Here is a 24,027-nt window from a genome sequence, read left to right on the forward strand (position 1 = left end):
AGTAGGATAACATCACTTTGGAACAAAGATATTGACAAAAACTGCTCGCATCTGCGCTGCGCAAACCCCGGAATTTATCGAGGATGTGCCGTCTGCGACAGCTTATCTAAAAGATCTTTCCGAAGCTGCCATCGGACAGGGTGCGTCTCTTCTCGTTTTTCCAGAAGGGTTTTTACAGGGTTACATTGTCGAAGAACGGCGCGCCAGGGATATTGCATTCAATGTCGCTTCGTCTGACTTTGAGAAAACCCTGCAGAGTTTTCCCAAAACAGAACTAACGATCGTTGTCGGTATCATCGAAGTAGAAGACGGCAATTTATTCAACACAGCAATCATTGTCAGACAGAGGGCTCTTGTTGGCCAATACCGGAAGATGCACCTTTTGAAGTCCGAGAGAGCCTTCACACCGGGCACCAGGTGCCCCGTATTCGATGTGGGCGAGTTCAAATTCGGCGTAAATATTTGCTACGACGCCAACTTTCCCGACCCTTCCAAAGAGGCGTCCAGGGCAGGCGCTTCTCTGATTGCGTGCTGTGCAAACAACATGCTCCGACGCAAAACGGCTGAAGAATATAAAGAGCGACACAACGCCATACGTGGCGAGCGTTGTCGCGAAGCGGGTCTTTGGATGATTTCGTCCGATGTGACCGGTGAGCGTGAAGGTAAGGTCTCCTGGGGACCAACCTCCGTTATTGCGCCTGACGGAACGGTGATGAAACAACTACCGCTGGGAGAACGGGGCTTGCTGGGTTTTGACCTTCCGCTTGGCACAGTCGGTGTAGAAACAAAACTCAAGGCTGACGAAACAGGCAAAACAGCAATTGCCCTCGGCAGTCTTCGCCGATAGAACTCTCGCAATTTTCAAGGAACAATCATGGCCGACCAGCAACACGATCACAGCGAAGACAGCCAGAAGCAGGCGAAACTGCTCTCCCAGGCACTGCCCTTCATGCAGCGCTACGAGGACTGCACGATCGTCGTCAAATATGGCGGCAACGCCATGGGCGATGCAGAGCTTGGCCAGGCATTCGCGCGTGACGTGGCACTGCTCAAACAATCCGGGGTGAACCCGATCGTGGTGCATGGCGGCGGGCCGCAAATCGGCCGCATGCTCTCCGAAATGGGCATTGAATCGAAATTCGAGGGTGGTCTCAGGGTTACCGACGAACGGACGGTGGAGATAGTCGAGATGGTGCTCGCAGGCTCCATCAACAAGGACATCGTGGCGATGATCAATGCCGAGGGCGAATGGGCGATCGGCCTGTGCGGCAAGGACGGCAATATGGTGTTTGCCGAAAAGGCGCACAAAACGTTTGTCGATCCCGATTCCAATATCGAGCGGATTCTGGATCTCGGCTTTGTCGGTGATATTGTCGAGGTTGACCGCACGCTTCTCGACCTCTTGGCGAAATCGGAGATGATACCGGTGATCGCGCCGGTCGCGCCGGGGCGCGACGGTCACACCTACAATATCAACGCCGATACTTTTGCCGGGGCGATTGCCGGAGCGCTGAACGCCACCCGCCTTTTGTTCCTCACGGATGTCCCCGGTGTGCTCGATGCCGACGGCAATCTGATCAAACAACTGACGGTGGATGAAGCCAAGGCGCTGATTGCCGATGGCACGGTATCAGGCGGCATGATCCCGAAAGTCGAGACATGTATTCATGCGATCGAGGCCGGTGTCGAAGGGGTTGTCATCCTCAATGGCAAGACAGCCCACGCTGTCCTGCTGGAGCTTTATACCAAGCACGGTGCGGGAACGCTCATCGTGCGCTGACAATCAACAATGCCAGCGGTCGCTTCAGGTCAGCAGGACAAGGAGAATGACGCCGCCAACGATCAAAAGGGTTCCGACGATCTCGAGGCGGGTGACCTTTTCGCGGAAGATGAAGACAGTCGACAAGAAGGTGAAAATGATCTCCACCTGCGCCAGGACCTTCACATAGGCCGCTTGCTGAAGCGTCATGGCCATGAACCAGCCAAAGGACGCCGTCGCACCGGCCAGACCGACGACTAGCGCCGGTTTCCAGGCTGCCACGATCCGGCCGATCTCGGCACGGTCGCGCAGCAGCATCCAGATCAGCATGACCACCGTTTGCAGGACAATGACAAAGGCCAATGTGACGGCGGCCTGCATCATGAAATTCGGTCCGCCGAGCGACAGCGACGCTGCGCGATAGGCAACCGCCGCAATGCCGAAACCGACTCCAGAGGCAAGACCGATAAGCGCCGTGCGGCTGAATACAGATGTAATCAGGCTTTTCCAGCTCACCGTGCCGTGGGCAACGGAAATCAGCATGACCCCGATGACCGATACCGCGATGGCAAACAGACTGCCGATACTGACTGTTTCGCCAAGGAACAACAAACCGAACAGCGCCGCCTGCGCCGGTTCCGTGCGCGAATAAGCAGTGCCGACGGTGAAATTGCGGAACGAGAAGAGATGGACCAGCAACTGTGTGCCTGCGATCTGGGCAAAGGCGCCAATAACGGCCCAGAAGAAAAAACTGCCATTGAAAGCCGGCAGCGACATGCCGAAGCCGAAATGCAGAATGGCGACAAAAAGCAAGGCAAACGGAAAGCCGAAGCCGAAACGCACGAATGTCGCGCCGGTCGTGCCCATGACACCCTTGAGGTGCTTTTGCATGGCAGACCGGATGTTCTGGAGAAAGGCCGCAGCAATGGTGATGGGAATCCACAATTCCATGCGCCGGCTTTATCACGGCCTTTTTTAAAGGCCAACGGGTTTGCGGATGCACGATGACGGCATCTGTGTCATAAGGCGGCATGCTCAATAACATGCCAAACACTCTCGACTTCGACGACATCACCTCATGGGTCTTCGACCTCGACAACACGCTCTATCCGCGTCACACGGATCTCTTCTCGCAGATTGACAAGAAGATGACGGCCTATGTGCAGAACCTTCTCAGCCTGCCGCGGGATGAGGCGCGCAAGGTCCAGAAAGACTACTATCGCGACTACGGCACGACACTGAACGGCCTGATGAAAATTCACGGCATTGATCCGAACGATTTTCTGGAGAAGGTGCATGACATCGACTATTCGTGGATCAAGCCCCACCCGGAGCTCGGCGAGGCGATTCGCACCCTTCCGGGCCGCAAGTTCATCTTCACCAATGGCGATGTCGGCCATGCGGAGCGTACGGCGACGGCACTCGGGATTCTCGACCATTTTGATGAGATATTCGACATCCTCGCCGCTGACCTGACGCCCAAGCCTGCGGCGGAAACCTATGACCGGTTTCTTTCGCTACACAGCATTGACGGGGCCAGTGCAGCGATGTTCGAGGACCTGCCGCGCAATCTGACCGTCCCGAAGTCGCTGGGTATGCGCACCGTTCTCATCGTGCCGCACAATATGGATGAAGCGCTTGGTGAAGTATGGGAAGAGGAAGGCAAAGACGGCGATCATATCGACTATGTCACCGATGACCTGGCCGGCTTCCTACAGACCTATCTCGACGCCAGGTAAGATTACGGACCGGTCATGCCGGCCCGCAATCGCTTTGACCCTAGTTGGTCTTTTTTCCGTGATGCATCTTGCCATGATCCATGGCTTTGGTTCCGGCCGGCTTGACCGGTAGCGTGAGCTCCACGTCGCCGGCCTTCTCGAAGGTCAGGACCACCGGCACCACCTCGCCTTCCTTGAAGGGCTCCGGCACCGCCATGAACATCAGGTGATAACCGCCGGGCTTCAGCTCAACGGTCTCGCCGGCCGGGATGACAAGGCCGTCCGGCAGCGCCCGCATCTTCATCACATCGTCGACGATTGCCATTTCGTGGATTTCGGTTTTGTCGGTCCGGGGTGTCGTGACAGCGACCAGCCTGTCATCCTGCCCACCCTTGTTTTCAACGATCAGGAAGCCGCCGCCGACCTTCTGTCCCGAAAGCATGGCACGGGTCCAGGGCGCCGAGATGTGCAGGTCGCCGACCATGGCCATGGCCGGCTTCATTTCCATCTTGTCATCGGCAAGAACAGGGCTGGCGGCAAGTACGGCTGCACCGAGGGCAGCGGCGAGAAGTGTTTTGAGAATACGCATGAAAATCTCCGTTACGTCAGATCAATGTGCACCCAAAGCGGTGCGTTTCTTCAAGACCAGATGGAGAGCGGAGGACCTCTTATCGTGCGCAGCGCACTGCGCGTTGAGCTGATGTTGAGTTCTTCATGTGCCGCGACGCGCCAGGTGAGAAGTGCACGAGCGCCAATCAGCGGCGGCGTCTCGGACGGATGAAGCGCCTTGACGTTCTTTTGCCCTGCAGACTGCCCACAGGCGACCAGGCAGGGACAGTTTTCGTGACCGCCACCCGGCTGGCCGGGCTCCGGAACGGCGCCGTTCGTGGTGCAGATGACGAGAGAAAGACCGTTTTGCTGGGCGCGCAGTTCGGAGACTGGCTGCAGCAACAACGCGCCAAGCACCATGACGCACAAAACGGCGAAATACGCCCCTTCCGCACGTAGGCAAGCCATCAGTGACTTTTGGCGCGACCCGGTCATGGCGCCTGTATAGCGCGCCAGTGCAGGCGCGTAAAAGGACAAATTGCAGCAGGCCGCCAGGCGCAATCGCGCCGGACCTAAAGCCCGTAGTGCCCCGCGATGATGTCCCAGGCCTCGTCCGCCGTTTCTACAAACTGGATGAGATCGAGATCGTCGGGCGAGATGGTGCCGAAATCGGCCAACTCCTGGAAATTGATGACCTTGTTCCAGAACTCCGCGCCAAAGAGGATGAACGGCACCCGCTCCATGCGACCGGTCTGGATCAGGGTGAGCGACTCGAACAGTTCGTCCATCGTGCCGAAGCCGCCCGGAAACACGGTGATCGCCTTGGCGCGCATCAGGAAATGCATCTTGCGGATAGCGAAATAGTGAAAGTTGAAGCACAGCTCCGGCGACACATATTCGTTCGGCGCCTGCTCGTGCGGCAGGATGATGTTAAGACCGATCGATGCGGCGGATTCCTCCGAAGCGCCGCGGTTTCCTGCTTCCATGACGCCGGGTCCGCCACCGGTCACAACAACGAATTCCCGGTTGTAGCTCTCCATCGAATGACGTGAGCAGATCTGAGCGAAACGGCGCGCTTCCTCATAGTATTTGGAGGCCGCCGACAGGTTCTTCTTCTGCGTCTCGTTGCGCGCGGCCCAGGGATCCGTGCCGGGCTCAGGGATACGGGCACCACCGAACATGACGACGGTGGAGCGGATGCCGCGCTCGCTCAGGAGAATTTCCGGCTTGAGAAGTTCAAGCTGAAGGCGAACCGGACGCAAATCCTCGCGGCACATGAAATCGTCATCGGCAAAGGCGAGCCGATAGGCCGGCGCTTCGGTTTGCGGCGTCCGCGGCACCTCTGCCGCGCGCATCCTGTCTGTTCGGTTATCGAACAGCGGATCCCAGACATCATCCTTGCGTTTTGCGACCATGACTACACTTTCACTCCACTTGAGGGCATTTGCCGCCCCTTTGTACCGATTGACGGCCCGCCCTTCCTCGCTTAGAGCAAGAGCCGGCAGGCAAATTGCCCTTGCTGACCACTGCAACGCCGCAGATGCAGACGCAAACTCGGCGCAGTACCACAGAATATGACATTGCCGGGAGGCAACAATGGCTGCCCCCTACACTAAAGCGTGACCGTTAAAGAATAACTCCAAGGACATAGGCCATGAACAAACCCGACCTCGCAGAGCTGGAATCCGTCATCGACGCCGCCTTCGACGACCGCGACAATGTGGATACCGCAACGCGCGGCCAAATCCGCGAGGCCGTCGATGAAGCCCTGAACCTTCTCGACCACGGCGAAGGCAGGGTGGCTGAAAAGGGCGCGGACGGCAATTGGAAGGTAAATCAATGGTTAAAAAAGGCCGTTCTTCTTTCGTTCCGCCTCAATCCGATGACTGTTATCAAGGGCGGCCCGAATGAAGCTAGCTGGTGGGACAAGGTCCCGTCCAAGTTTGACGGCTGGAGCGCCCACGAGTTCGAGAGGGCCGGTTTTCGCGCGGTGCCGAACTGCACGGTCCGCCGGTCGGCCTATATCGCCCCGAACGTCGTTTTGATGCCGTCCTTCGTCAATCTCGGCGCCTATGTCGATGAAGGCACCATGGTCGACACATGGGCAACCGTCGGGTCCTGCGCACAGATCGGCAAGAATGTGCATCTGTCTGGCGGCGTTGGCATCGGCGGTGTCCTGGAGCCCCTGCAGGCCGGACCGGTGGTCATTGAGGACAATTGTTTCATCGGCGCGCGCTCCGAGGTAGTTGAAGGCTGTATCGTGCGCGAAGGGTCCGTCCTCGGCATGGGTGTCTATATCGGCCAGTCGACCAAGATCGTCGACCGTGAGAGCGGCGAGGTGTTTTACGGCGAGGTTCCGCCCTACTCCGTTGTTGTCGCCGGCTCCATGCCCGGAAGCAAGCCGATGGGCAACGGCAATGCGGCGCCGCATCTTTACTGTGCGGTCATCGTCAAACGCGTCGACGAAAAGACGCGCTCCAAGACTGCCATCAACGATTTGCTGAGAGACTAATCCTGTTTGAGGCCAATGGGCGAAGAAACACCGGCTCCACCGAAACGACATACTCCGGCCATGGGCTGGTTCTTCTTCAGCCCGTCCGGCCGCATCGACCGGCTGCCTTACATTCTCGGTCTTTTGTTCCTGACCGCCGTGAACGGCTTTCTGCTGAGCCGCCTTGCGGCCGTTCCGGAGGACAGCACGGAGTTTGTCTTCTGGAGCTTCGTGGGCTTCACCACCGCTCTCGGCTCCATCTGGTCCGCCATTGCCATTGCGGTGAAGCGGTTGCACGACATGAATGTGCCGGGCGCGGTCGCCGTGTGCCTCTTTATCGCGCCGATTGCCTTCCTGACCGTTCTTGTCCTGTGCTTGTGGCCGGGAAGCAGCGGGCCGAACCGTTTCGGTGAACACCGAAACCGTCCAAAACCCTAGTTGCGGCAATCGAGACGATGGCACTTTTCAATTTGTGAAGCGGTTGGGTTCCTCCATGCTTCCATTTGAGCCGGATACGCTCTAGAGCATTGCATCATGACCGATCCGATCGCAAATCTGACTGCCCTTATACGCTGCGCCTCCGTGACGCCTGCCGATAACGGTGCGCTGAGCGCGCTGGAAGCGATGCTTGAGCCGCTTGGGTTTACCGTCGACCAGGTCGCGTTTGAGGCGGCGGGCACGCCGACCATCAACAATCTTTACGCGCGCCTCGGCTCCGACGGACCGCATCTCATGTTTGCCGGCCACACCGATGTCGTTCCGCCGGGCAATGAGGCCGACTGGTCGCATCCGCCCTTTGATGCGGCCATTGACGATGGCATGCTCTTCGGCCGCGGCGCGGTCGATATGAAGGGCGGCATCGCCTGTTTCGTTGCGGCCATCGCGCGCCATATCTCCGCTCATGGATCGCCCCCCGGCTCCATCTCGCTGCTGATCACGGGCGATGAGGAAGGCCCGGCGATCAACGGTACGACCAAGGTGCTTGCCTGGGCTGCCGACCGCGGTGAGAAATGGGATGGCTGCATCGTCGGTGAGCCGACGAACCCCAACGCCCTAGGCGATATGATCAAGATCGGCCGCCGGGGCTCGCTCAGCGGTACGCTGACTGTGAGCGGCGTACAGGGCCATGCGGCCTATCCGCATTTGGCCGACAATCCGGTCAGGGCGCTCCTGCCAATGCTGGAAAGCCTGATCAGCCCGCCATTCGACGAGGGGACGGACGCATTTCCGGCGACAAATCTCGAACTGACGACGGTCGATGTCGGCAATCCGGCGAGAAACGTCATTCCTGCGCAAGCCTCAGCCGCCTTCAATGTGCGTTTCAACGACACCTGGTCGACCGAAAGTCTCAAGGCGGAGATCGAACAACGGCTGGAGAGCGCTGCGGCCGACACGCGCTTCCGACCCGGGCGGAACAAGGCGGATTACGAGCTTTCGTGGCGCGACCCGGCCTCACCGGTGTTTTTGACCCGGGACGAACAGCTCATTGAAACCCTTGCCGGCGCGGTCGAGGCCAGAACCGGCAAGTGGCCCGAGCTTTCAACGACCGGCGGCACCTCGGACGCCCGCTTCATCAAGGATTATTGCCCGGTCGTCGAATTCGGATTGGTCGGCCAGACCATGCATATGGTGGATGAGCGCACTGCCCTCACCGATCTGGAAAACCTGACCGGCATCTATGAGGAGTTCCTGCAACGCTGGTTTGCCCCGTGACGGCACCTTCACTCAACCAGGTGTCTGCCTACATGACGGGCATCGTCAGGATGGTCCGGAACGAGCCGGACGGCCTGAACTATCTTGATCTTTCCACACGCGGTTTCTGGCAGTCATTCTGGTCCTATGCCTTTTCGCTGCCGGCTTACATCGCTCTCTGGCTTTCCAACCGCGCCGCGCAGCTTGCCGCAACGCCTGATAGTGACCTTGGGACCGGTCTTTTCCTCAGAGCGGCGCTGACGGATGCGACGGGTATCGCCGTTGGCATCTGCGCCGTGGCTGTCGTCGCCCGGCCGATGGGTATTGCCGATCGTTTCGTGCATCTCATTGTTTCGACAAACTGGCTGTCCCTGCCGCTCGTCTATGCCACCGCGATGACTACCCTGCTGACCATCGGAACAGGCGGTGAAAGCGGAGCTTTTCTGCAGCTCATCATCTTCCTGGCAGCGCTGACGATAAGCTGGCGGGTGATTCGGGTCGCGCTCGGCGGCGACGGGCTTATGGCCTTCGGCCTGCTCGTGCTGATGCAACTTGTTTTCGCCCTTACGAAGGTCGTTCTTGGCTAGGACGCTCAAGCGTCCCTCATATCGCGCCGGGCGCTGAGGATTGCCCTCAATTCACCGGCCTTTTCATCAAGGTCAGCCAGGTCAGCCACCTTGAAGGATCGCGCTTCCCTGCCGTCGCCGACACGGTTGGGAAACATGCCCGCAATCTCCGCACCCTTGTGGAACATCAGGCTGGCATGCTTCTTCGCCCTGGGAAAAAAGCCCGCTCGGAATTTCTGCTCATAGCGTCACTCCAGCACTGGTTCCGGCTGATCCTTATAATCTTCGGCAAAGCAGGCTGTCATCGCCGGGACGCCGGCAAAATCGTCCCACTACCCAAACGGAACTGGCATGTTGGGGCGTCTGCGTCTAAAACCCTTGCGGCGAGGACTAGCAGATGGCCGACGACGGCATATTGGACGTTCTGATCATCGGCGCCGGATTTTCCGGTGTGTGCGCGGCTATCAAGCTCAAACAGGCCGGCATCAAGGACTTTCGTATCTACGACAAGGCCGGCGGAATCGGCGGTACATGGTGGAATAATACCTATCCTGGCGCGGCCTGCGATATCCCTTCGCATTTTTATTGCTTCTCCTTCGAACCCAATGCGAACTGGTCGCGGCTTTATTCTCCGCAAGAAGAGATCCAGGCCTATATCGAGTATTGCGTCGACAAATACGGTCTGCGTTCGCACCTCAATCTGCGCCGCGAGATTGTCTCGCTGACGTTCGATGATGCCTCCGGCACATGGACCACCCTCATGAAGGATGGCGAGCGCGTCCGAAGCCGTTTTGTGATCAACGGGTCCGGCGCGCTGCACAAACCATCGACGCCCGCATTCAAAGGTGCGGAGCGTTACAGCGGCATATCCATGCATACGGCCGAGTGGGACAAGAGTTTTGAACCGTCGGACAAGACCATCGCGGTGATCGGCAGCGCAGCCAGCGCCATTCAGGTCATTCCGGCGATCGCCGAACAGGCGAAACATATCTGCCTTTACCAGCGCACCCCCAACTATATCCTGCCACGCAATGATTTTGCCTATTCGGAGACATGGAAAAAGAGGTTCCGCCGGTTCCCCCTGCTTGCCCGCCTGCACCGGCTGATGATCTTTTATTATCTGGAGCTGAAAGTCTTTCCGGTGATCACGCGCAGCGCCTACCGCGCCAAACGGGCCGAGGACGCCAAGCGCTACATCAAGGTCATGACGCGCGGCCGCAGGGTGCGCGAGAAGATGGTGCCGGACTACGAGATGGGTTGCAAACGCATCCTGATATCCGACGACTTCTTCGACGCGCTGAACCGGGACAATGTTGAACTGGTCTCCGAGCCAATCGGGGAAATCACCGAAAAGGGCATTGTCAGCGCATCAGAAGAAAGACTGTTCGACGCCATCATCTATGCAACCGGGTTCGACCTCGAAGGACACATGCTCGGCATTGAGGTCACCGGAGAGCAGGGACAGACGCTGAAGGAAGCCTGGGAGAACGGGGCGCAGGCCTACAAAGGCGTGATGATCCCGGGCTTTCCGAACTATTTCCTGACGACCGGGCCCAATACGGGCGTCGGAACAACATCCGTCGTGTTCATGATCGAACAGACAATCGGCTGGATCATGAAGTGTCTGCGCAAGGCGGGCCGCGACCGGATCGTCAGCGTGACCGAAGAGGCCAGCGAGGCCTACAATCGCGATTTACAGGCCGACTTCCCGGATACGGTCTGGACCTCGGGGTGCCAAAGCTGGTACCGCAACGCCGAAGGCCGAATGGAAATTCTGTACCCCCACGATGCACGCACGTTCCGCAGGCAGATGAAACGCATTGATCCGCGCCATATCAAAATGCGCCGCGCCGCAAAAACGGCCACACCTCAACGGCAGGCTGCGCAATGAACATTGAGCGGTCCGTCAGCCACGGCGCGCGGATCGAGGGAATCTGCGACGAGCGGTTTGCGCCGGTGCTTGACGCATTCACGGAAAATTTCGAGCGCCGGGACGAGGTCGGCGCCAGCCTCTGTGTGAACATCGACGGACAAACGACCGTCGATCTTTGGGGCGGTTATCGCGATATCGATCGCCAACAGCCGTGGAACCGCGAGACTGTCGGCATCGTCTATTCCTGCACCAAGGCGGCAACGGCGCTATGCGCCCAAAGGCTTGTCGACCAGGGTCTTCTCGATCTTGATCGGACCGTTGCGCATTACTGGCCGGATTTTGCCGGAGACGGCAGGGAAGCGGCCATCGTCCGCATGGCGCTCAATCACACGCTGGGCCTTCCGGCGGTGCGCGAACCGGTCAAGAAGGGCGGCTTTTACGACCCGGATTACATGATCGCGCGCCTCGCCGACGAGGTTCTGTTCTGGCAGCCGGGCGAAAAAGTCGGCTATCACATGTTCACATTCGGATGGATTATCGGCGAGCTTGTCAGGAGGGTTTCGGGCAAATCCCTTGGCCGGTATTTTCAGGACGAGATTGCGGGCCCTCTGGAGCTGGATTTCTGGATCGGCTTGCCGCCTGACCGTAAGCCGGAGATCGCTCCGATCATTCCGTTCAAACCCGGGCCGGATACGGAACTGACCAGTTTCATGAAAGCCCTGATCGGCAACCGGGATTCCACCTCGTTTCTGGCCTATCTCAACACCGGGCGCTTCAACGCCAACAGTCCCGATGCACATGCGGCCGAGATCGGAGCCGCCGGCGGCATTGCCAATGCCCGGGCGCTGGCCGCCATGTATGCACCCCTCGTCAACGGCGGGTCCCTGCTGTCGACCGAGCGCATAACAGACATGGCGCGACTTTCTTCCGAAACGCACAATGACGAGACATTGCTCATCCCGACCCGGTTCGGCCAGGGCTTCATGCTTTCCATGGACAATCACGGCCTGCCGGAGGGAAGCTCAGCCATCATCGGTCCGAACGCCTTCGGGCATGTCGGAATGGGCGGCAGTATCGGTTTCGGCGACCCGGAAAACAGGCTCGCCTTCGGTTACACGATGAACAGGCTCGGCGGCGGTATCCTGCTCAATGAGCGGGGCCAGAGCCTCATCGATGCCGCCTATCGGTGTCTGGGCTAGCCCATGCACAGTTCGGTACAAAAGCACCCCAACCTGATCAAAACCTGGAAACAGCAACATCATGGATGACACGATCCGCATCATCGGGGCTTCGTCCCACCCGGCGCTGACCGCCAAAATCTGCGACTGTATCGGCGTCAAACCCACCGCGACCGAGGTCGTTCGCTTCTCGAACGAGAACATCATGGTCAAGATCGAGGAGAATGTGCGGGAAACCGATGCCTTTGTCATTCAGACGGCCAATACACCGGTTTCAGAAGGCATCATGGAATTGCTGATTACGATCGATGCGCTCAAACACGCCTCGGCCAAGCGCATCACGGCTGTCATCCCCTATTTTCCCTATGCGCGGTCGGACAAGAAGGATCAGCCGCGCATCTCGATCACGGCAAGGCTGATGGCCGATCTGCTTGAAACGGCCGGTGCGGACCGCATCCTCAGCATGGATTTCCACTCTCCGCAGGTGCAGGGCTTTTTCCGCATCCCGACCGATCAGCTCAAGGCCGCGCCGCTGCTGTGCGATTACCTGAAACAGAACCGGGATCTTTCCAACTATGTGCTGGTGGCCGGCGATGTCGGCGAGGCGAAGGAGATCGGCTCCTACGCAAACCGGCTGGGCCTGCCGATCGCGATCGTCGACAAGCGCCGGGACGGCAATGATGAGAAGGCGCGCGCCGTTTCGATCATCGGCGAGGTCGCGGGCAAACACGCGCTGATCGTCGACGATGAGGTCGCCAGCGGCGGCACGCTGATGGAGGCTGCCGACTTTGTGATGCAGCAGGGCGCGCTCTCGGTTGAGGCCACCGCCGTGCACGGTGTTTTATCCGGTCAATCGGTTGAGAGGATCAAGGCCTCTTCACTGAAGTCCCTTGTCATCTCCGATACGATCCCGCTGTCGCAGGGAAAGCAGATCGACAAGATCGAAGTCTGCTCCGTCTCAAGGCTCTTTGCCGACGCCATCAAGGCCATTCACAGCGGCCAGAGCATTTCCTCGCTGTTTTTGTAGCGCCAGACGGCAATTCACAAATGCCCAGTTACAGATTTACGTGCCGTTCGGAGAATTTGCGCCGTTAAGGGCTGTCTGTAGGCGGCGGGTCCAGCATATCCTCGAAGAACCAGGCTGCCAGCTCATTTCGGCTTGCGACTCCGGCTTTTCTGTAGACGCTGGAGGCCTGCTGCCGAACGGTCTTTTCACGCGTTTCCCGAAGTTCGGCGATTTCGCGAAATGACAATCCCTTCAGCAGCATGATGACAACCTCCTGCTCGCTGCCCGTAAGGCGCCAGGCATCAAACTGCTTTTGCATGACAGCACGGTACTGGCTGGCAAGGTATTGCGACCGGGGATCGAGTTGAGCAAGGCGTCCACGTGCCTTGTCCAATTGATTCTGCAAGTTGCCGAGCGCGCGATGCTGAGCACGGTATTCGAAACTGAAAACAGTTAAAACGATCAGGCTAAGGACGAACCTGAACACGTCATCGGCCATCGATCCAAGCGTCTCACCGGCTGCAAACTCGGATATGATCTCAAACGCGCTAATGCAGAAGATGATCAGCACAAAAGCCGCAAACACCGCCCGCCAGTGGGGACTTTGTCCCGTCGCATCAATCATGGCGCATTATCCAATCCTTGTCTCAAACAGCGTTCCGCCAACCGGTCGACCGGCCTGAGTTGACCTTATGCCTGATGTGTGAGGCTGGTCGATCGGACAAGTGTCCGATGGACGGCTGTGATGACGTTCGCCAATCACTGTTGTCACACGGATCATCACCCCGGTGACCGGAAATGACAACTCGGGCGCTGATTTTCAACGTTCCCTCTGGCAGGAGATCTCCATGTCGATCACTCTTTCACGCCGCCGATTTATCGCTGGTGGCACAGCTCTGCTGGGCTCCGGCATTTCCGGCGTTGCATGGCCGATGCAAGGATCGGTCAGTTTACCGATCCCGACCCTTGTTGACGGCACAAGGGGAGAGCCGATCGACTTGAGGATTCGCAACGGCGAATGGTCTTTCAAACCCGGCATCAAAACGCCAACGCTGGGAATCAACCAGGACTATTTGGGACCGACGATCCGAACGCGGCAGAACAGTCAGCTCAACCTGAGTTACCAAAATACGCTGAACGAACAGGTGGCGATTCACGGCCACGGCTTGCATGTACCCGGGGATGTGGACGGCGGGCCGCAATTGGCGATAGCGCCAGGTGACCGTTGGCAGCCAGCGTTAGATATTGTTCAGCCGGCGGCAACGTGCTGGTACCACTCCCACACGCATGGCAGCACCGGCCACCAGGTCTATCGCGGATTGGCCGGCATGATCATCATTGACGACGAGGTCAGTGACGAAGTCCCGCTTCCCCGGCAATATGGCATCGATGATTTGCCAGTCATCATTCAGGACCGCACATTCGATTCCCAAGGCCGCTTGGTCTATTCGCTGCAAGATGCGAGTGAAGACGGATGGCTTGGTGAAACCGTGGTCATCAACGGTGCGATATCGCCAGTAGCCAGAGTTCCGGCCGGGAAGGTGCGCCTGCGTCTGCTCAACGGAGCGAATGCGAGGTTTTATATCGTTGCCTTTTCCGACAACCGGGCCTTCCACAAAATAGCCACCGACGGCGGTCTTCTGTCGGCGCCAGTCCCCCTGACACAAATGGAAATGTCACCCGGCGAACGGTGCGAGATCATTGTCGATCTGGCAGACGGCGGGTCCGCCGAACTCCTGACATTGTTCGAAGATGAAATTGAGGATGCGGAAGGCATTGTCGGCAGTTTGCTGGACAAATTCTCTTTATCAAAAACACCCCAGCCGGAGCCCTCACTTACGCTCATCGTCGACAGGACCCTGCCGGCGCATACTGCTCCGTTGCCTGACAAACTGGCAACCATCGTTCGGCCCGAGCAAAGCGAAATTGTGGGTGTGCGCGACTTTATTCTCGACATGGAAGATGGCGGCAGCAATCACACAGGGCATGGGGGCCATGCTTTGATGGATATGACGATCAACGGGGCGGCAATGGATATGAACGTGATCAATGAACGCCTTGAAATCGGCGTTTGGGAGCGCTGGCGTATTCGCTCAAACCAGGGCGCGCATCCGTTCCACGTGCATGGTTGCTCCTTCCTGATTGAACAGATGGAAGGCGCGGCCGCTCCACCCGATCAACAGGGCTGGAAAGACGTGGTGGTTCTGGATGATGACGATTGGTCAGAGATTGTGGTTCGCTTTGATCACCCGGCAACTGATCAATATCCGTATATGTATCACTGTCACATTCTTGAACATGAAGATCGCGGCATGATGGGCCAATTCACGGTCAACTGACCCTCTTGGAAGTGGATGGCCTCCCACCGGCCGATCATCTGTTGGCACGGCGCTTTCTTGCGCGCCGCGCCAGAATGTTGAGGAGTTCGATCAGTCCGGAAAAACCCATCGCGGCATAGACATAGCCGCGCGGAATGTGGAAGCCGAAACCATCGGCGACCAGCGCGGTTCCGACCAACAGCAGGAAGCCGAGCGCCAGCATCACCACGGTTGGGTTCTTTTCCACAAACGCCGCCAGCGGGTTCGCCGCGACCATCATGGCTCCGACTGCGACAATGACGGCGATCATCATGATCGGAGTGTGCGGCGTCATCCCGACAGCTGTGACGATACTGTCGATCGAAAAGACCATGTCCAAAGCCAGTATCTGAACGATTACGACTGTAAATCCGGCGGCAGCTGTGGCGACAGCGTGTTGCACGGGGTTGGAATCGACCAGTTCATGAATCTCGCGTGTTGCCTTCCAGACCAGAAACAGCCCGCCTGATATCAATATGATATCGCGCCACGACAGTTCGTTGCCAAAAATTGCGATAACCGGCTCCGTCAGACCCATGATCGCTGCGGTGATGGTCAGCAGAACAAGCCTGAGCACCAGCGCCAGAATGAGGCCGATCCGTCGCGCGTTGGATCGACGCGCCTCAGGCAGCCTGTTGGTCAACACGGTGATAAAGACCAGGTTATCGATGCCGAGGACAACCTCCATGACGATCAGAGCCATGAGGGCCGCCCAGGACACCGGATCCTGGAATACGGATATGAGTTCTTGCATCGGGTGTTGTGCCGCCTGTTGATGCGGCCCGTCCGGACACGGTCCTATCACCGACGGTGACGCCTGGGACAAACCCCTCGCGGCAACCGTAATCCGGGCACGCGCCCCGATATGGGATGCGCACCCTTTCGGCACAACAGCCCGGACCGGTCACAAATTGGTGATCGCCGGAAGGCTGCAGTTAGACCGCGGTGGCTGTGACTATGTGAATTTCGGCGGGCACTCTGATCGCTCCGTTCACACGCTGCCCTTTGGTGACATCCACCAATGCCGCCTCGATCTGCGCCAACGTGTCCTCACTCACCTCAACCCCGCGCAGCATCATGCCTGCCGTGACCTTCATGTGAAGCGCCGCAACATCTTCCGCGGTGCCGGGCGGTGTCAGGGATATATCCAGCGTTTCAACGCTCGGGGCCCAGCCCGCGGATGTCAAAGCGGTGATGAGCGGTGCCGGGTCGCCAAATCGCATGGGACCCGGCCCCGCGGGATCAGGTCGTGGAACATCGGCAACGATCCGGTCCACCACCGCGCGTGGAACTGAAAACCATGGATTGTTCGCCGGCGGACCCCAGACCGATGCTGCCAGACGCGCTCCGGGGCGAGCCGCTTTCCGCAGGTTTGAAAAAGCGGCCGCATTGTCTTCGAAAAACATGATGCCGAAGTTTGACAGAACCACATCGAATTGTGCTTCCGAAAAGCTGTGACTTCCCGCATCGGCGACCACCAGCTCCACATTGTCCGGCACCCGCGCGGCAGCGTGCGCCAGCAATGGCGGAGCTACGTCCACCCCTGTCACATGGCCGGTCGGACCTATAAGCCTGGCCGCCTCAATAAGGCTCGGGCCGGTCCCGGAGCCAACATCGAGGATCGCTTCACCCTCGCTCAATCGCGCCGCGTCAAGGAGCGCATCCAAAACCGGCTTATGCGTCATTTCCAGGCCGGGCGCAGCCTCAAGCCAGGGGCGTGCCATGTCGTCCCAGTCCATGTTTGTCCCCTCTTTGTGTTCTTCAGCTGAGCGCAGCATCTTACTGGCTGCGCCCAATTGCAAGCAGACGGGAGTAACGCTTGTGTTGGCTGGGCCGCGCCTTAGCGCCCCGGCACAACCTCGCCATCTTCCTTGGTGAACGTGCCGATATCGCCGAGCAGATCAAGAACCTTTTCAGACGGGCGGCACAGCGCTGTGCCATGTTCAGACACGACGACAGGGCGGTTCATCAGGATCGGGTGTTCGACCATGAAATCGATCAGCTGGTCGTCCGTCCACTTGTCCTCGCCAAGGCCAAGCTCGTCATAGGGCGTGCCCTTCTGGCGCAGCAGGTCGCGCACCGGGATATCCATCGCGGCGATGAGTTCCACCAGCTTTTCGCGGCCGGGCGGTGTCTTCAGATATTCAATGACCTCGGGTTCGATCCCGGCCTGACGGATCATGGCCAGCGTATTGCGGGACGTGCCACACTTTGGATTGTGGTAGATGGTGATGCTCATTTCAGCCCTCCTCATCGGGGTAATCGACTTTCATGAAATAAAGCCCCTGCGGCCCGGCGACCGGTCCGCAAGCCGTCCGGTCTTGCGCCTCCAGCGCGCCGGCGACATCGTCCGCAGTCCACTCGCCTTCGCCGACAAGCCGCAACGTTCCGGCAAAGGATCGGATCTGATTGTGCAGGAAGGATTGCGCCGTCGCCTCGATCTCGATCAGGTCGCCCGTGCGCCGCACGTCCAGCCGGTCCAGCGTGCGCACCGGGTTCTTGGCCTGGCAGTGGACGGAGCGGAAGGTGGTAAAGTCATGTCGACCGACAAGGCGCTGCGCGGCCTCGTGCATACCATCGGCATCGAGCGGCTTTGCCACCCAAAGCGCCCGGTTCCGCTCAAGAGCGAGCGGTACGCGCCGGTTGATGATTCGATAGAGATAGTGGCGGCGCAGCGCGGAGAAGCGCGCGTCGAAATCATCTGCAACGCGATGCGCTGACAAAATGACCACCCGCTCCCCGGCCTGGCCGAGATAGGAGTTGAGCGCATTGCGCACCGTTTCGTCCGGCCAGTCCCTCTCAAAATCGATATGGGCGACCTGACCATATGCGTGGACGCCGGCATCGGTGCGCCCGGCGCCGCGAATGGAAATATCGTGGCCGCTGAACTGGCGGGCCGCGCTTTCGATTGCACCTTGTGCGGAGGGGCCGTTGGTCTGGCGCTGCCAGCCGACATAGGGCGTCCCGTCATATTCGATGGTCAGCTTGTAACGGGGCATAAGAGCAAGTCGGGCTTAGATTGAATCATTTGACCGAGGCGATTTTGTCCTCTGACAAGGCGGATTGCGCGCCGTGGTGTTATCCCACCACAAGCGCGAGCCAACGCAGTCAGAGGACAAAATCGCCCGGCCCATTCATCTGCGCATTTCAACACGATAGTCCTTTCAAAGGTGGCGGCAAATCGGCCCATCGGCTGCGTTGCGCCGCTTGCCCGATGCACCACATCGCGCTGCGCGACGCGCCTTGCCGAGTGAACCGATTTTCCGCCATCAAATGCTTCAATCTAAGCCCGATTTGCTCTAACCAATAACCGTTCCGGGGGCAACCGGGCTGCCGCGCAGGAATTCGTCCGCATTCATCACCTTGCCGCCTGCCTTTTGCAGCCGCAGCAAACGCACGGCATTGATGCCGCAGGCAACCGTCAGCCCGTCATCCAGAACCGTGCCCGCCGGGCCGACAGCTTCGACCGGCGCCGAGCGCAGAACCTTGACCCGCTCCTGTTTGCCGCCAAACGGCATCTCGCACCAGGCTCCGGGGAAAGGCGAAAGGCCGCGAATATGATTGTGGACATCGAGATTGTCGCGCCCGAAGTCGATGCGGGTCTCGTCCTTGGTGATCTTGGCGGCATAGGTGACGCCGTCCTCGGGCTGCTGCGTCAGTGTCAATGAATCGCGCTCCAGAGCGGCCATCGCCCTTTGCATCAGATCGCCGCCAATCAGCATCAGTTTGTCGTGCAGCTCGCCGGCCGTCATGTCGACGGGAATGGCAACCCGCTCCTCCATGGCGATGGGACCGGTGTCGAGGCCCTTGTCCATCTTCATGACCATCATGCCAGTCTCAGTATCGCCGGCCATGATGGCGCGCTGGATCGGTGCGGCACCGCGCCAGCGCGGCAGAAGCGATGCATGACCGTTGTAACAGCCGAGCCGCGTGCCGGTGAGCACGGCCTCGGGAAGAAGCTGCCCATAGGCGACGACGACGGCGACATCGGCCTTCAGCTCACGGAACCGGCTTTGTTCTTCCGGATCTTTCATGCTTTCCGGCGTAAAAACCGGAAAACCCAGGATCTCTGACTGCCTGTGAACCGGCGATTTGACCAGCTCCAGACCGCGTCGGCCGGCCGGCCGGGGCGGCTGCGTGTAGACGGCGGCAATCTCATGGCCGTAGCCCGCGAGCGCGGCCAGCGTCGGCACGGCGAATTCCGGCGTTCCCATGAAGATGATGCGCAAGACGTGCCTCCCGCGTGCGGATAGTAAGCTATGCCCGTTAGAGACGCGTTCCGCCGCGGCTCTTGGCCAGCTTGGTGAATTTGCGAATGACCATGTCCCGTTTCAGCTTCGAGATATAGTCGATAAAGAGCACGCCGTTGAGATGGTCGATCTCATGCTGCAGGCAGGTCGCCAAAAGTCCGTCCGCCTCAATCTGCTGCTGATTGCCCTCCCGGTCCACATAATCGACCGTTACCTGCGCCGGGCGCTCGACCTCGGCGTAATAATCTGGGATCGACAGGCACCCCTCCTCATAGACCGAGCGTTCGTCGGAGCTCGCCACGACGTTGGGATTGATGAACACCATCGGCGCGCGTTCCTCGTCCTCCTTCGAGCAGTCGACCACCAATAGCCGGCGCGGAATGCCGACCTGGATGGCCGCAAGGCCGATGCCGGGCGCGTCATACATGGTTTCCAGCATGTCGTCGGCGAGGGTCTGGATATCGTCGTCGACGCGCTCAACCGGTTCGGATTCGGTGCGCAATATGGGATCCGGCAGGAGTACAAGCGATTTTAGGGTCATGGGCATGCATCTACGCATTCGCGGTCGGCAGGTCAATTCGGCATATTGCCCATGTTCCTGTTTTGATCTGGCAATCACGGAAGAATCATATAAGCTTGTGTCATGGATGCGGTTGAGTTCACGTTCGGCACACCGGTTGCCCGGGTCGGCGAGGTCGTCATTACGGCCGGCGGGCTCATTTCGGGCGCCGCCGTGGTGCTTGGCCTGATCATTGTCATTGCTCTTTTTGCCGCGCGCGGCAGGGCGCGCAGCGCTGAGACCCAACGCCTTGCCCTGGAAGAAGCCTCCAGCCAGCGCGCCCGCGACATGGAGGCCCGGTTCGGCGAGATCATGGGTGCGCAGGCCGAGATGCAAGGCCGCATGGCGACGATCGCCGAGGTCTTCGGCTCGCGGCAAAGTGAAATCAACAAATCGATCAATGAGCGGCTCGACGGCATGAGCCAGCGGATCGGCAATACGATCAGCGAGCAGACCAAGGCGACCCATGAGAACCTGTCGCGCCTGCAGGAGCGCCTCGCCGTGATCGATACGGCGCAAAACAATATCCAGGCGCTCGCCAAGGATGTTGTCGGTCTGCAGGCCATCCTGTCGAACAAGCAGACACGGGGCGCGTTCGGTCAGGCGCGTATGGAAACGATCATAGCCGATGCCCTGCCCTCCAACGGCTATGCTTTCCAGCCAACACTTTCCAATGGCAGCCGTCCGGATTGCATGGTGCATATGCCGAACGGCGCGCCGGCGCTGGTGATCGATGCAAAATTCCCGCTGGAGGCCTGGAACCGCATTCGCGACGAGAAAGAAGCGGAGGCGCAAAAACAGGCAACACAGCAGTTCCGCAAGGATATTGAAGTCCATATCCGCGATATTGCCGACAAATATCTGTTAAAGGGCGAAACCCAGGATACGGCCTTCATGTTCGTGCCGTCGGAATCGATCTTCGCGGAAATTCACGAGAATTTCGAGGCTCTGGTGCAAAAGGCGCATCGCGCCCGTATCGTCATCGTCTCGCCGTCATTGCTGATGCTGTCGTTGCAGGTGGTGCAGGCGGTGTTGAAAGATGCGCGCATGCGCGAGCAGGCACACCTTATCCAGGGCGAGGTTGTCCGCCTGATGGAAGATGTCATGCGGCTCGACGAGCGGGTGCGCAAGCTGCAGACGCATTTTGGACAGGCGCAACGCGATATCGACCAGATATTGACCTCGACCGACAAGGTGACCAAGCGCGGCGCGAAGATCGAAGCGCTGGAGATCGAGGCTGAAGGCGATGTTGCAACACCGGACAGCAAGGCGGAAAATGTCGCGCCTCTGCCGGAGCGAACCGGTCGCCTCAAGCTCCATGTGAATGATTAAAGGACACTCAACATGGAACGTTTTACTGGCGGTTGCCTTTGCGGCAAGGTTCGGTTTGTGGCCTCGGGACGTCCCTACCGGGTCGGCCTTTGTCATTGTCTCGACTGCCGGAAACATCACGGCGCGCTTTTTTATGCGGCGGCGGTATTCCCGCAAGACGCGGTCTCTGTCGAGGGCGAAACACGGGACTATGCCGGCCGGTTTTTTTGTCCTCAATGCGGCTCGTCGGTGTTCGCACGCAGTGGCGATGAAATCGAAGTGCATCTTGGTTCACTCGATGAACCGAACCGGCTGACACCAACCTACGAAAGCTGGGTCACCCGGCGCGAAACATGGCTGCCGCCGTTCCCGCTCGCACACCGCTATGAGCGTGATCGGGAGCCCAAAAAAAGCCATGAGAATTAGGCCGCCGCAAGGATACAAATGATCAGCATGCGCTAGGACTTCTTGATTGCGACCGGAGATCTCAGCCGCATGATGAGCGGCACGATTGCCACGATGAGCAGTGCGGCGAGGAAAAACGGTGCGCCGGGAAGATAGAGCCCGTCATCATTGACGGACCATTCGAAGACACCCGTCAGGAGCAGCGGAGCGGCTACAGCCGCAACGGATGTCAACGAAGCAATCACACCCTGTACGAGGCCTTGCTGGTCTTCACCGACCCGGTTGGCCGCAAATGCGGTCATCAATGGCGGCGCCATATCCGACAGGGCAGAGATAGGCAGAAAGATAACTACAGCCCAGATCGCGGCGGTGAAACCAAAACCCACCATCCCGATCAATCCGGCCAGGATCGCTATGAACAAGGTGGTGTAGTCACCCAGCCGTTTGGTCATCTGCGGCAACAACCCGGCCTGCACCGCCGCGATCAGGATGCCGTAGGCCGACAGGGTCAGCCCGATGGTAAATCCGTCCCAGCCGAATACCTCGCGGCCCCAGAAGGCCCAGAGCGTCGGGTAGATCATATTGGCGAATTCAAACACGAAAATGCAGATGAGCGGGATGGCGAGGCCCGGCACGACGAAGGCCCGCGCGATTGTGCCGAAGGGGTTCATGTCCCGCTTGCCGAATGGCCTGCGGTTTTCCGGCTTGAGGGATTCCGGCAGAATGAAGAGACCAAAGGCAACGTTCAGTGCCGAAAGCGCCGCTGCAATCCAGAAGGGTGCGGTGATGTGCCAGCCGGAAGCCACACCGCCTATGGCTGGTCCGAGCACGAAGCCGATGCCGAAGGCTGCACCGATCATGCCGAAGCTTGCCCCGCGCTCTTCCGGCTTTGCAATGTCGGCAATATAGGCGGTTGCCGTGATATAGGTGGCCCCAGCCACCCCCGCGAGAATACGGCCTACGAGCAGCACCCAATAGGTCTCGGCCATTGCCATGATCACATAATCGATTGTCAGCGTCGCCAGCGCCAGGATCAGGATCGGACGACGCCCATAGGCGTCTGACAGGCTGCCGATAACGGGACCGCAAAGAAACATGGCCCCCGCATAGGCCGACATCATGACACCGCCCCAGAACGCCCCTTCAGCCGTGCTGCCTGCACCGACGCGATCCATCAGGTCGGGCATGATCGGAAAGACGATACCGACGCCGATTGCGTCGATCATCAAGGTCGCGAGAATGAAGAGGAAAGGTCCGGACAGCTTCATGCCGCCACAACTAACTGAAATCGCAGACCGGGCAAGCTGTTATTGGTGAAAACCACTGGCTGCGACCTGTCTACGCCAGGAAACGATCGGATATCCGCGCCGACGCCGATGTGGCGGCAACTGGACTTTCCGTCACATATTGTCTCGGATAGTAATCGACTATGCCGGGAAGCACCTTATCTCGATGAGACCGCAGGCTTAACTTGCTGATTGGCCAACGCAGCCGGAAACGACAGGAAAGACCATGAGCATCCTAGAGATGACAAAACAAAGGTGCCCTGAGCTTGCAGGGTTTCTTGAAGGCTGCTGTACCGCTCCGCTAAATTTCGATGGCGACCATCCCATTGAACACTCAAGACACAACCACATTCATCTATGGGCTCTCGAATGGTGGGCCGATCATCATTCATGGATTGATCTTGAGTACCGTCTCGAATTCGTCCGGGAAATATTCAAACATTGGCGGGTCAGGATCAAAGGCATGCCTCCCTATCAGGATCGAGGCTACCGGCTTTATCTTTATGAGGCTATGGCTCCAACCATTTCTGTTGTCGCGGAGACCCCATTTGGGTTTCCCTATTCCGGTCAGCCCACTTTTGTTGCGCAAAGGCGCGAAATCATGGAGCTTTATCTGGATCGCAGCTGGATATCCAATTTCGATTTCGAGCCGTTCGAATTCAGCGGGAAGGCCCTGTTGGACCAAATAGAAAAGTCGTCAGGCTCCATCGGCAAGCCCACAGCAAATGCCCTCGGGATCAAAGTTGGGGCGTTGCGAACCCTCATCGAGCAGATGGGGCTTCAATCATCCGTCAATGAAATTCGCAAGAAATACAAACGACGCCCGGCTCGGTTTTCGGATGAAGAAGAGTATCTACACAAATATCGCATACACGAACAAAGGATCGAACCAGGATTTGCATGATTGAGCCCACCCGCTGGGCGCGCCAGGCGATCATCGGATTTTGCGGGCGAACCCGGACCGTCGTGTACTGCGAAATGCACAATCTTCCGTTTTCAGCTAACGTTACGGATGAAACGGTGTTTG

Annotated in this window: 27 protein-coding genes; 14 read left to right on the plus strand and 13 right to left on the minus strand. The window is 58.7% G+C overall.

Annotated features, from left to right (window positions below; genetic code table 11):
• Positions 1-31 precede the first annotated feature (31 nt).
• Together OQ273_RS18195 and argB are read left to right on the plus strand one after the other, a co-directional pair.
• Positions 32-847: a carbon-nitrogen hydrolase family protein gene (locus OQ273_RS18195; protein ID WP_267992130.1), complete on the plus strand. Its 816-nt coding sequence runs from the start codon at positions 32-34 to the stop codon at positions 845-847.
• A gap of 27 nt (positions 848-874) precedes the next feature.
• Complete coding sequence (argB, locus tag OQ273_RS18200) at positions 875-1,780, plus strand: acetylglutamate kinase (RefSeq protein WP_267992132.1); 906 nt, start codon at positions 875-877, stop codon at positions 1,778-1,780.
• 24 nt (positions 1,781-1,804) lie between these two features.
• Here argB and OQ273_RS18205 read toward each other — a convergent pair whose 3' ends face one another.
• Positions 1,805-2,710, minus strand: a complete 906-nt coding sequence (locus tag OQ273_RS18205; protein ID WP_267992134.1) for an EamA family transporter — start codon at positions 2,708-2,710, stop codon at positions 1,805-1,807.
• A 92-nt stretch (positions 2,711-2,802) separates the two neighbouring features.
• Here OQ273_RS18205 and OQ273_RS18210 point away from each other — a divergent pair, with 92 nt between their 5' ends.
• Positions 2,803-3,498: a pyrimidine 5'-nucleotidase gene (locus tag OQ273_RS18210; protein WP_267992136.1), complete on the plus strand. Its 696-nt coding sequence runs from the start codon at positions 2,803-2,805 to the stop codon at positions 3,496-3,498.
• A 40-nt stretch (positions 3,499-3,538) separates the two neighbouring features.
• Here the strand turns inward: OQ273_RS18210 and OQ273_RS18215 are convergent, their stop codons facing one another.
• The 3 genes from OQ273_RS18215 to OQ273_RS18225 all read right to left on the minus strand — a co-directional run bounded on the left by OQ273_RS18215 (position 3,539) and on the right by OQ273_RS18225 (position 5,441).
• Entirely contained in the window at positions 3,539-4,066 is a 528-nt protein-coding gene (locus OQ273_RS18215) for a copper chaperone PCu(A)C (protein ID WP_267992137.1), read from the minus strand.
• A gap of 50 nt (positions 4,067-4,116) precedes the next feature.
• Positions 4,117-4,494 (minus strand): hypothetical protein, encoded by a 378-nt coding sequence (locus tag OQ273_RS18220; protein ID WP_267992139.1) that lies wholly within the window; start codon positions 4,492-4,494, stop codon positions 4,117-4,119.
• 104 nt (positions 4,495-4,598) lie between these two features.
• Complete coding sequence (locus tag OQ273_RS18225) at positions 4,599-5,441, minus strand: LOG family protein (protein ID WP_267992141.1); 843 nt, start codon at positions 5,439-5,441, stop codon at positions 4,599-4,601.
• A gap of 239 nt (positions 5,442-5,680) precedes the next feature.
• On the opposite strand from OQ273_RS18225, the gene dapD reads away from it, so the two are divergent.
• From dapD to OQ273_RS18245, 4 genes are all read left to right on the plus strand, one after another.
• On the plus strand, positions 5,681-6,538 hold the full coding sequence (dapD, locus tag OQ273_RS18230; RefSeq protein WP_267992143.1) for a 2,3,4,5-tetrahydropyridine-2,6-dicarboxylate N-succinyltransferase: 858 nt from the start codon (positions 5,681-5,683) through the stop codon (positions 6,536-6,538).
• Between the two features lie 15 nt (positions 6,539-6,553).
• Positions 6,554-6,955 carry a DUF805 domain-containing protein gene (locus OQ273_RS18235; protein ID WP_267992145.1) on the plus strand — a complete coding sequence of 134 codons (402 nt, stop codon included), beginning with the start codon at positions 6,554-6,556 and terminating at the stop codon, positions 6,953-6,955.
• Positions 6,956-7,051: 96 nt separating this feature from the next.
• Positions 7,052-8,230, plus strand: a complete 1,179-nt coding sequence (dapE, locus tag OQ273_RS18240) for a succinyl-diaminopimelate desuccinylase (RefSeq protein WP_267992147.1) — start codon at positions 7,052-7,054, stop codon at positions 8,228-8,230.
• Complete coding sequence (locus OQ273_RS18245) at positions 8,227-8,796, plus strand: hypothetical protein (protein ID WP_267992149.1); 570 nt, start codon at positions 8,227-8,229, stop codon at positions 8,794-8,796. The genes dapE and OQ273_RS18245 overlap by 4 nt, the downstream gene beginning before the upstream one ends.
• A gap of 5 nt (positions 8,797-8,801) precedes the next feature.
• On the opposite strand, the gene OQ273_RS18250 is transcribed toward OQ273_RS18245, so the two are convergent.
• Positions 8,802-8,933, minus strand: a complete 132-nt coding sequence (locus tag OQ273_RS18250) for a hypothetical protein (protein WP_267992151.1) — start codon at positions 8,931-8,933, stop codon at positions 8,802-8,804.
• Between the two features lie 239 nt (positions 8,934-9,172).
• Between OQ273_RS18250 and OQ273_RS18255 the strand changes: the two genes are divergently transcribed.
• The 3 genes from OQ273_RS18255 (at position 9,173) to OQ273_RS18265 (ending at position 12,853) form a co-directional block, all read left to right on the plus strand.
• Positions 9,173-10,666, plus strand: coding sequence for a flavin-containing monooxygenase (locus tag OQ273_RS18255; protein WP_267992153.1), 1,494 nt, complete (start codon positions 9,173-9,175; stop codon positions 10,664-10,666).
• Positions 10,663-11,847 (plus strand): serine hydrolase domain-containing protein, encoded by a 1,185-nt coding sequence (locus OQ273_RS18260; protein WP_267992155.1) that lies wholly within the window; start codon positions 10,663-10,665, stop codon positions 11,845-11,847. Before OQ273_RS18255 ends, OQ273_RS18260 begins: the two co-directional genes overlap by 4 nt.
• A 61-nt stretch (positions 11,848-11,908) precedes the next feature.
• Entirely contained in the window at positions 11,909-12,853 is a 945-nt protein-coding gene (locus OQ273_RS18265; RefSeq protein ID WP_267992157.1) for a ribose-phosphate diphosphokinase, read from the plus strand.
• A gap of 64 nt (positions 12,854-12,917) precedes the next feature.
• On the opposite strand, the gene OQ273_RS18270 is transcribed toward OQ273_RS18265, so the two are convergent.
• Positions 12,918-13,457: a helix-turn-helix transcriptional regulator gene (locus tag OQ273_RS18270; protein ID WP_267992158.1), complete on the minus strand. Its 540-nt coding sequence runs from the start codon at positions 13,455-13,457 to the stop codon at positions 12,918-12,920.
• A 223-nt stretch (positions 13,458-13,680) separates the two neighbouring features.
• On the opposite strand from OQ273_RS18270, the gene OQ273_RS18275 reads away from it, so the two are divergent.
• Complete coding sequence (locus OQ273_RS18275) at positions 13,681-15,171, plus strand: multicopper oxidase domain-containing protein (RefSeq protein ID WP_267992160.1); 1,491 nt, start codon at positions 13,681-13,683, stop codon at positions 15,169-15,171.
• A gap of 34 nt (positions 15,172-15,205) precedes the next feature.
• Here OQ273_RS18275 and OQ273_RS18280 read toward each other — a convergent pair whose 3' ends face one another.
• From OQ273_RS18280 to def, 6 genes are all read right to left on the minus strand, one after another.
• A complete protein-coding gene (locus tag OQ273_RS18280) occupies positions 15,206-15,943 on the minus strand; it encodes a TerC family protein (protein WP_267992162.1) in 738 nt (245 codons plus the stop codon).
• 181 nt (positions 15,944-16,124) lie between these two features.
• On the minus strand, positions 16,125-16,928 hold the full coding sequence (locus OQ273_RS18285) for a methyltransferase domain-containing protein (protein ID WP_267992164.1): 804 nt from the start codon (positions 16,926-16,928) through the stop codon (positions 16,125-16,127).
• Positions 16,929-17,029: 101 nt separating this feature from the next.
• Entirely contained in the window at positions 17,030-17,428 is a 399-nt protein-coding gene (gene arsC, locus OQ273_RS18290; protein WP_267992166.1) for an arsenate reductase (glutaredoxin), read from the minus strand.
• 1 nt (position 17,429) lies between these two features.
• Positions 17,430-18,188, minus strand: coding sequence for a tRNA pseudouridine(38-40) synthase TruA (truA, locus tag OQ273_RS18295; protein ID WP_267992168.1), 759 nt, complete (start codon positions 18,186-18,188; stop codon positions 17,430-17,432).
• 300 nt (positions 18,189-18,488) lie between these two features.
• A complete protein-coding gene (fmt, locus tag OQ273_RS18300) occupies positions 18,489-19,418 on the minus strand; it encodes a methionyl-tRNA formyltransferase (RefSeq protein ID WP_267992170.1) in 930 nt (309 codons plus the stop codon).
• Between the two features lie 37 nt (positions 19,419-19,455).
• Positions 19,456-19,980, minus strand: coding sequence for a peptide deformylase (def, locus tag OQ273_RS18305; protein WP_267992172.1), 525 nt, complete (start codon positions 19,978-19,980; stop codon positions 19,456-19,458).
• A gap of 102 nt (positions 19,981-20,082) precedes the next feature.
• Between def and OQ273_RS18310 the strand changes: the two genes are divergently transcribed.
• Positions 20,083-21,330 carry a DNA recombination protein RmuC gene (locus OQ273_RS18310; protein WP_267992174.1) on the plus strand — a complete coding sequence of 416 codons (1,248 nt, stop codon included), beginning with the start codon at positions 20,083-20,085 and terminating at the stop codon, positions 21,328-21,330.
• A 12-nt stretch (positions 21,331-21,342) separates the two neighbouring features.
• Complete coding sequence (locus OQ273_RS18315; RefSeq protein ID WP_267992176.1) at positions 21,343-21,735, plus strand: GFA family protein; 393 nt, start codon at positions 21,343-21,345, stop codon at positions 21,733-21,735.
• A 32-nt stretch (positions 21,736-21,767) separates the two neighbouring features.
• Here the strand turns inward: OQ273_RS18315 and OQ273_RS18320 are convergent, their stop codons facing one another.
• Positions 21,768-22,982 carry a TCR/Tet family MFS transporter gene (locus tag OQ273_RS18320; protein ID WP_267992178.1) on the minus strand — a complete coding sequence of 405 codons (1,215 nt, stop codon included), beginning with the start codon at positions 22,980-22,982 and terminating at the stop codon, positions 21,768-21,770.
• A gap of 244 nt (positions 22,983-23,226) precedes the next feature.
• Between OQ273_RS18320 and OQ273_RS18325 the strand changes: the two genes are divergently transcribed.
• A complete protein-coding gene (locus tag OQ273_RS18325) occupies positions 23,227-23,904 on the plus strand; it encodes a hypothetical protein (protein WP_267992179.1) in 678 nt (225 codons plus the stop codon).
• The last annotated feature ends 123 nt before the right edge of the window (positions 23,905-24,027 follow it).

Origin of the sequence: Hoeflea prorocentri (genome assembly GCF_027944115.1) — a bacterium.
Taxonomy (GTDB): Bacteria; Pseudomonadota; Alphaproteobacteria; order Rhizobiales; family Rhizobiaceae; genus Hoeflea_A; species Hoeflea_A prorocentri.

Excerpts from the sequence above, each read along its gene's own strand:
- OQ273_RS18270 (WP_267992158.1), bottom strand. The coding sequence starts at position 13,457 with ATGATTGATGCGACGGGACAAAGTCCCCACTGGCGGGCGGTGTTTGCG.
- OQ273_RS18280 (WP_267992162.1), bottom strand. The coding sequence starts at position 15,943 with ATGCAAGAACTCATATCCGTATTCCAGGATCCGGTGTCCTGGGCGGCC.
- arsC (WP_267992166.1), bottom strand. The coding sequence starts at position 17,428 with ATGAGCATCACCATCTACCACAATCCAAAGTGTGGCACGTCCCGCAAT.
- OQ273_RS18260 (WP_267992155.1), top strand. The coding sequence starts at position 10,663 with ATGAACATTGAGCGGTCCGTCAGCCACGGCGCGCGGATCGAGGGAATC.
- OQ273_RS18205 (WP_267992134.1), bottom strand. The coding sequence starts at position 2,710 with ATGGAATTGTGGATTCCCATCACCATTGCTGCGGCCTTTCTCCAGAAC.
- argB (WP_267992132.1), top strand. The coding sequence starts at position 875 with ATGGCCGACCAGCAACACGATCACAGCGAAGACAGCCAGAAGCAGGCG.
- dapE (WP_267992147.1), top strand. The coding sequence starts at position 7,052 with ATGACCGATCCGATCGCAAATCTGACTGCCCTTATACGCTGCGCCTCC.
- OQ273_RS18225 (WP_267992141.1), bottom strand. The coding sequence starts at position 5,441 with ATGGTCGCAAAACGCAAGGATGATGTCTGGGATCCGCTGTTCGATAAC.
- OQ273_RS18325 (WP_267992179.1), top strand. The coding sequence starts at position 23,227 with ATGAGCATCCTAGAGATGACAAAACAAAGGTGCCCTGAGCTTGCAGGG.
- OQ273_RS18210 (WP_267992136.1), top strand. The coding sequence starts at position 2,803 with ATGCCAAACACTCTCGACTTCGACGACATCACCTCATGGGTCTTCGAC.
- OQ273_RS18235 (WP_267992145.1), top strand. The coding sequence starts at position 6,554 with ATGGGCGAAGAAACACCGGCTCCACCGAAACGACATACTCCGGCCATG.
- truA (WP_267992168.1), bottom strand. The coding sequence starts at position 18,188 with ATGCCCCGTTACAAGCTGACCATCGAATATGACGGGACGCCCTATGTC.
- def (WP_267992172.1), bottom strand. The coding sequence starts at position 19,980 with ATGACCCTAAAATCGCTTGTACTCCTGCCGGATCCCATATTGCGCACC.
- OQ273_RS18220 (WP_267992139.1), bottom strand. The coding sequence starts at position 4,494 with ATGGCTTGCCTACGTGCGGAAGGGGCGTATTTCGCCGTTTTGTGCGTC.
- OQ273_RS18215 (WP_267992137.1), bottom strand. The coding sequence starts at position 4,066 with ATGCGTATTCTCAAAACACTTCTCGCCGCTGCCCTCGGTGCAGCCGTA.
- OQ273_RS18320 (WP_267992178.1), bottom strand. The coding sequence starts at position 22,982 with ATGAAGCTGTCCGGACCTTTCCTCTTCATTCTCGCGACCTTGATGATC.
- OQ273_RS18315 (WP_267992176.1), top strand. The coding sequence starts at position 21,343 with ATGGAACGTTTTACTGGCGGTTGCCTTTGCGGCAAGGTTCGGTTTGTG.
- dapD (WP_267992143.1), top strand. The coding sequence starts at position 5,681 with ATGAACAAACCCGACCTCGCAGAGCTGGAATCCGTCATCGACGCCGCC.
- OQ273_RS18255 (WP_267992153.1), top strand. The coding sequence starts at position 9,173 with ATGGCCGACGACGGCATATTGGACGTTCTGATCATCGGCGCCGGATTT.
- OQ273_RS18265 (WP_267992157.1), top strand. The coding sequence starts at position 11,909 with ATGGATGACACGATCCGCATCATCGGGGCTTCGTCCCACCCGGCGCTG.
- OQ273_RS18275 (WP_267992160.1), top strand. The coding sequence starts at position 13,681 with ATGTCGATCACTCTTTCACGCCGCCGATTTATCGCTGGTGGCACAGCT.
- OQ273_RS18285 (WP_267992164.1), bottom strand. The coding sequence starts at position 16,928 with ATGGACTGGGACGACATGGCACGCCCCTGGCTTGAGGCTGCGCCCGGC.
- OQ273_RS18310 (WP_267992174.1), top strand. The coding sequence starts at position 20,083 with ATGGATGCGGTTGAGTTCACGTTCGGCACACCGGTTGCCCGGGTCGGC.
- OQ273_RS18250 (WP_267992151.1), bottom strand. The coding sequence starts at position 8,933 with ATGTTTCCCAACCGTGTCGGCGACGGCAGGGAAGCGCGATCCTTCAAG.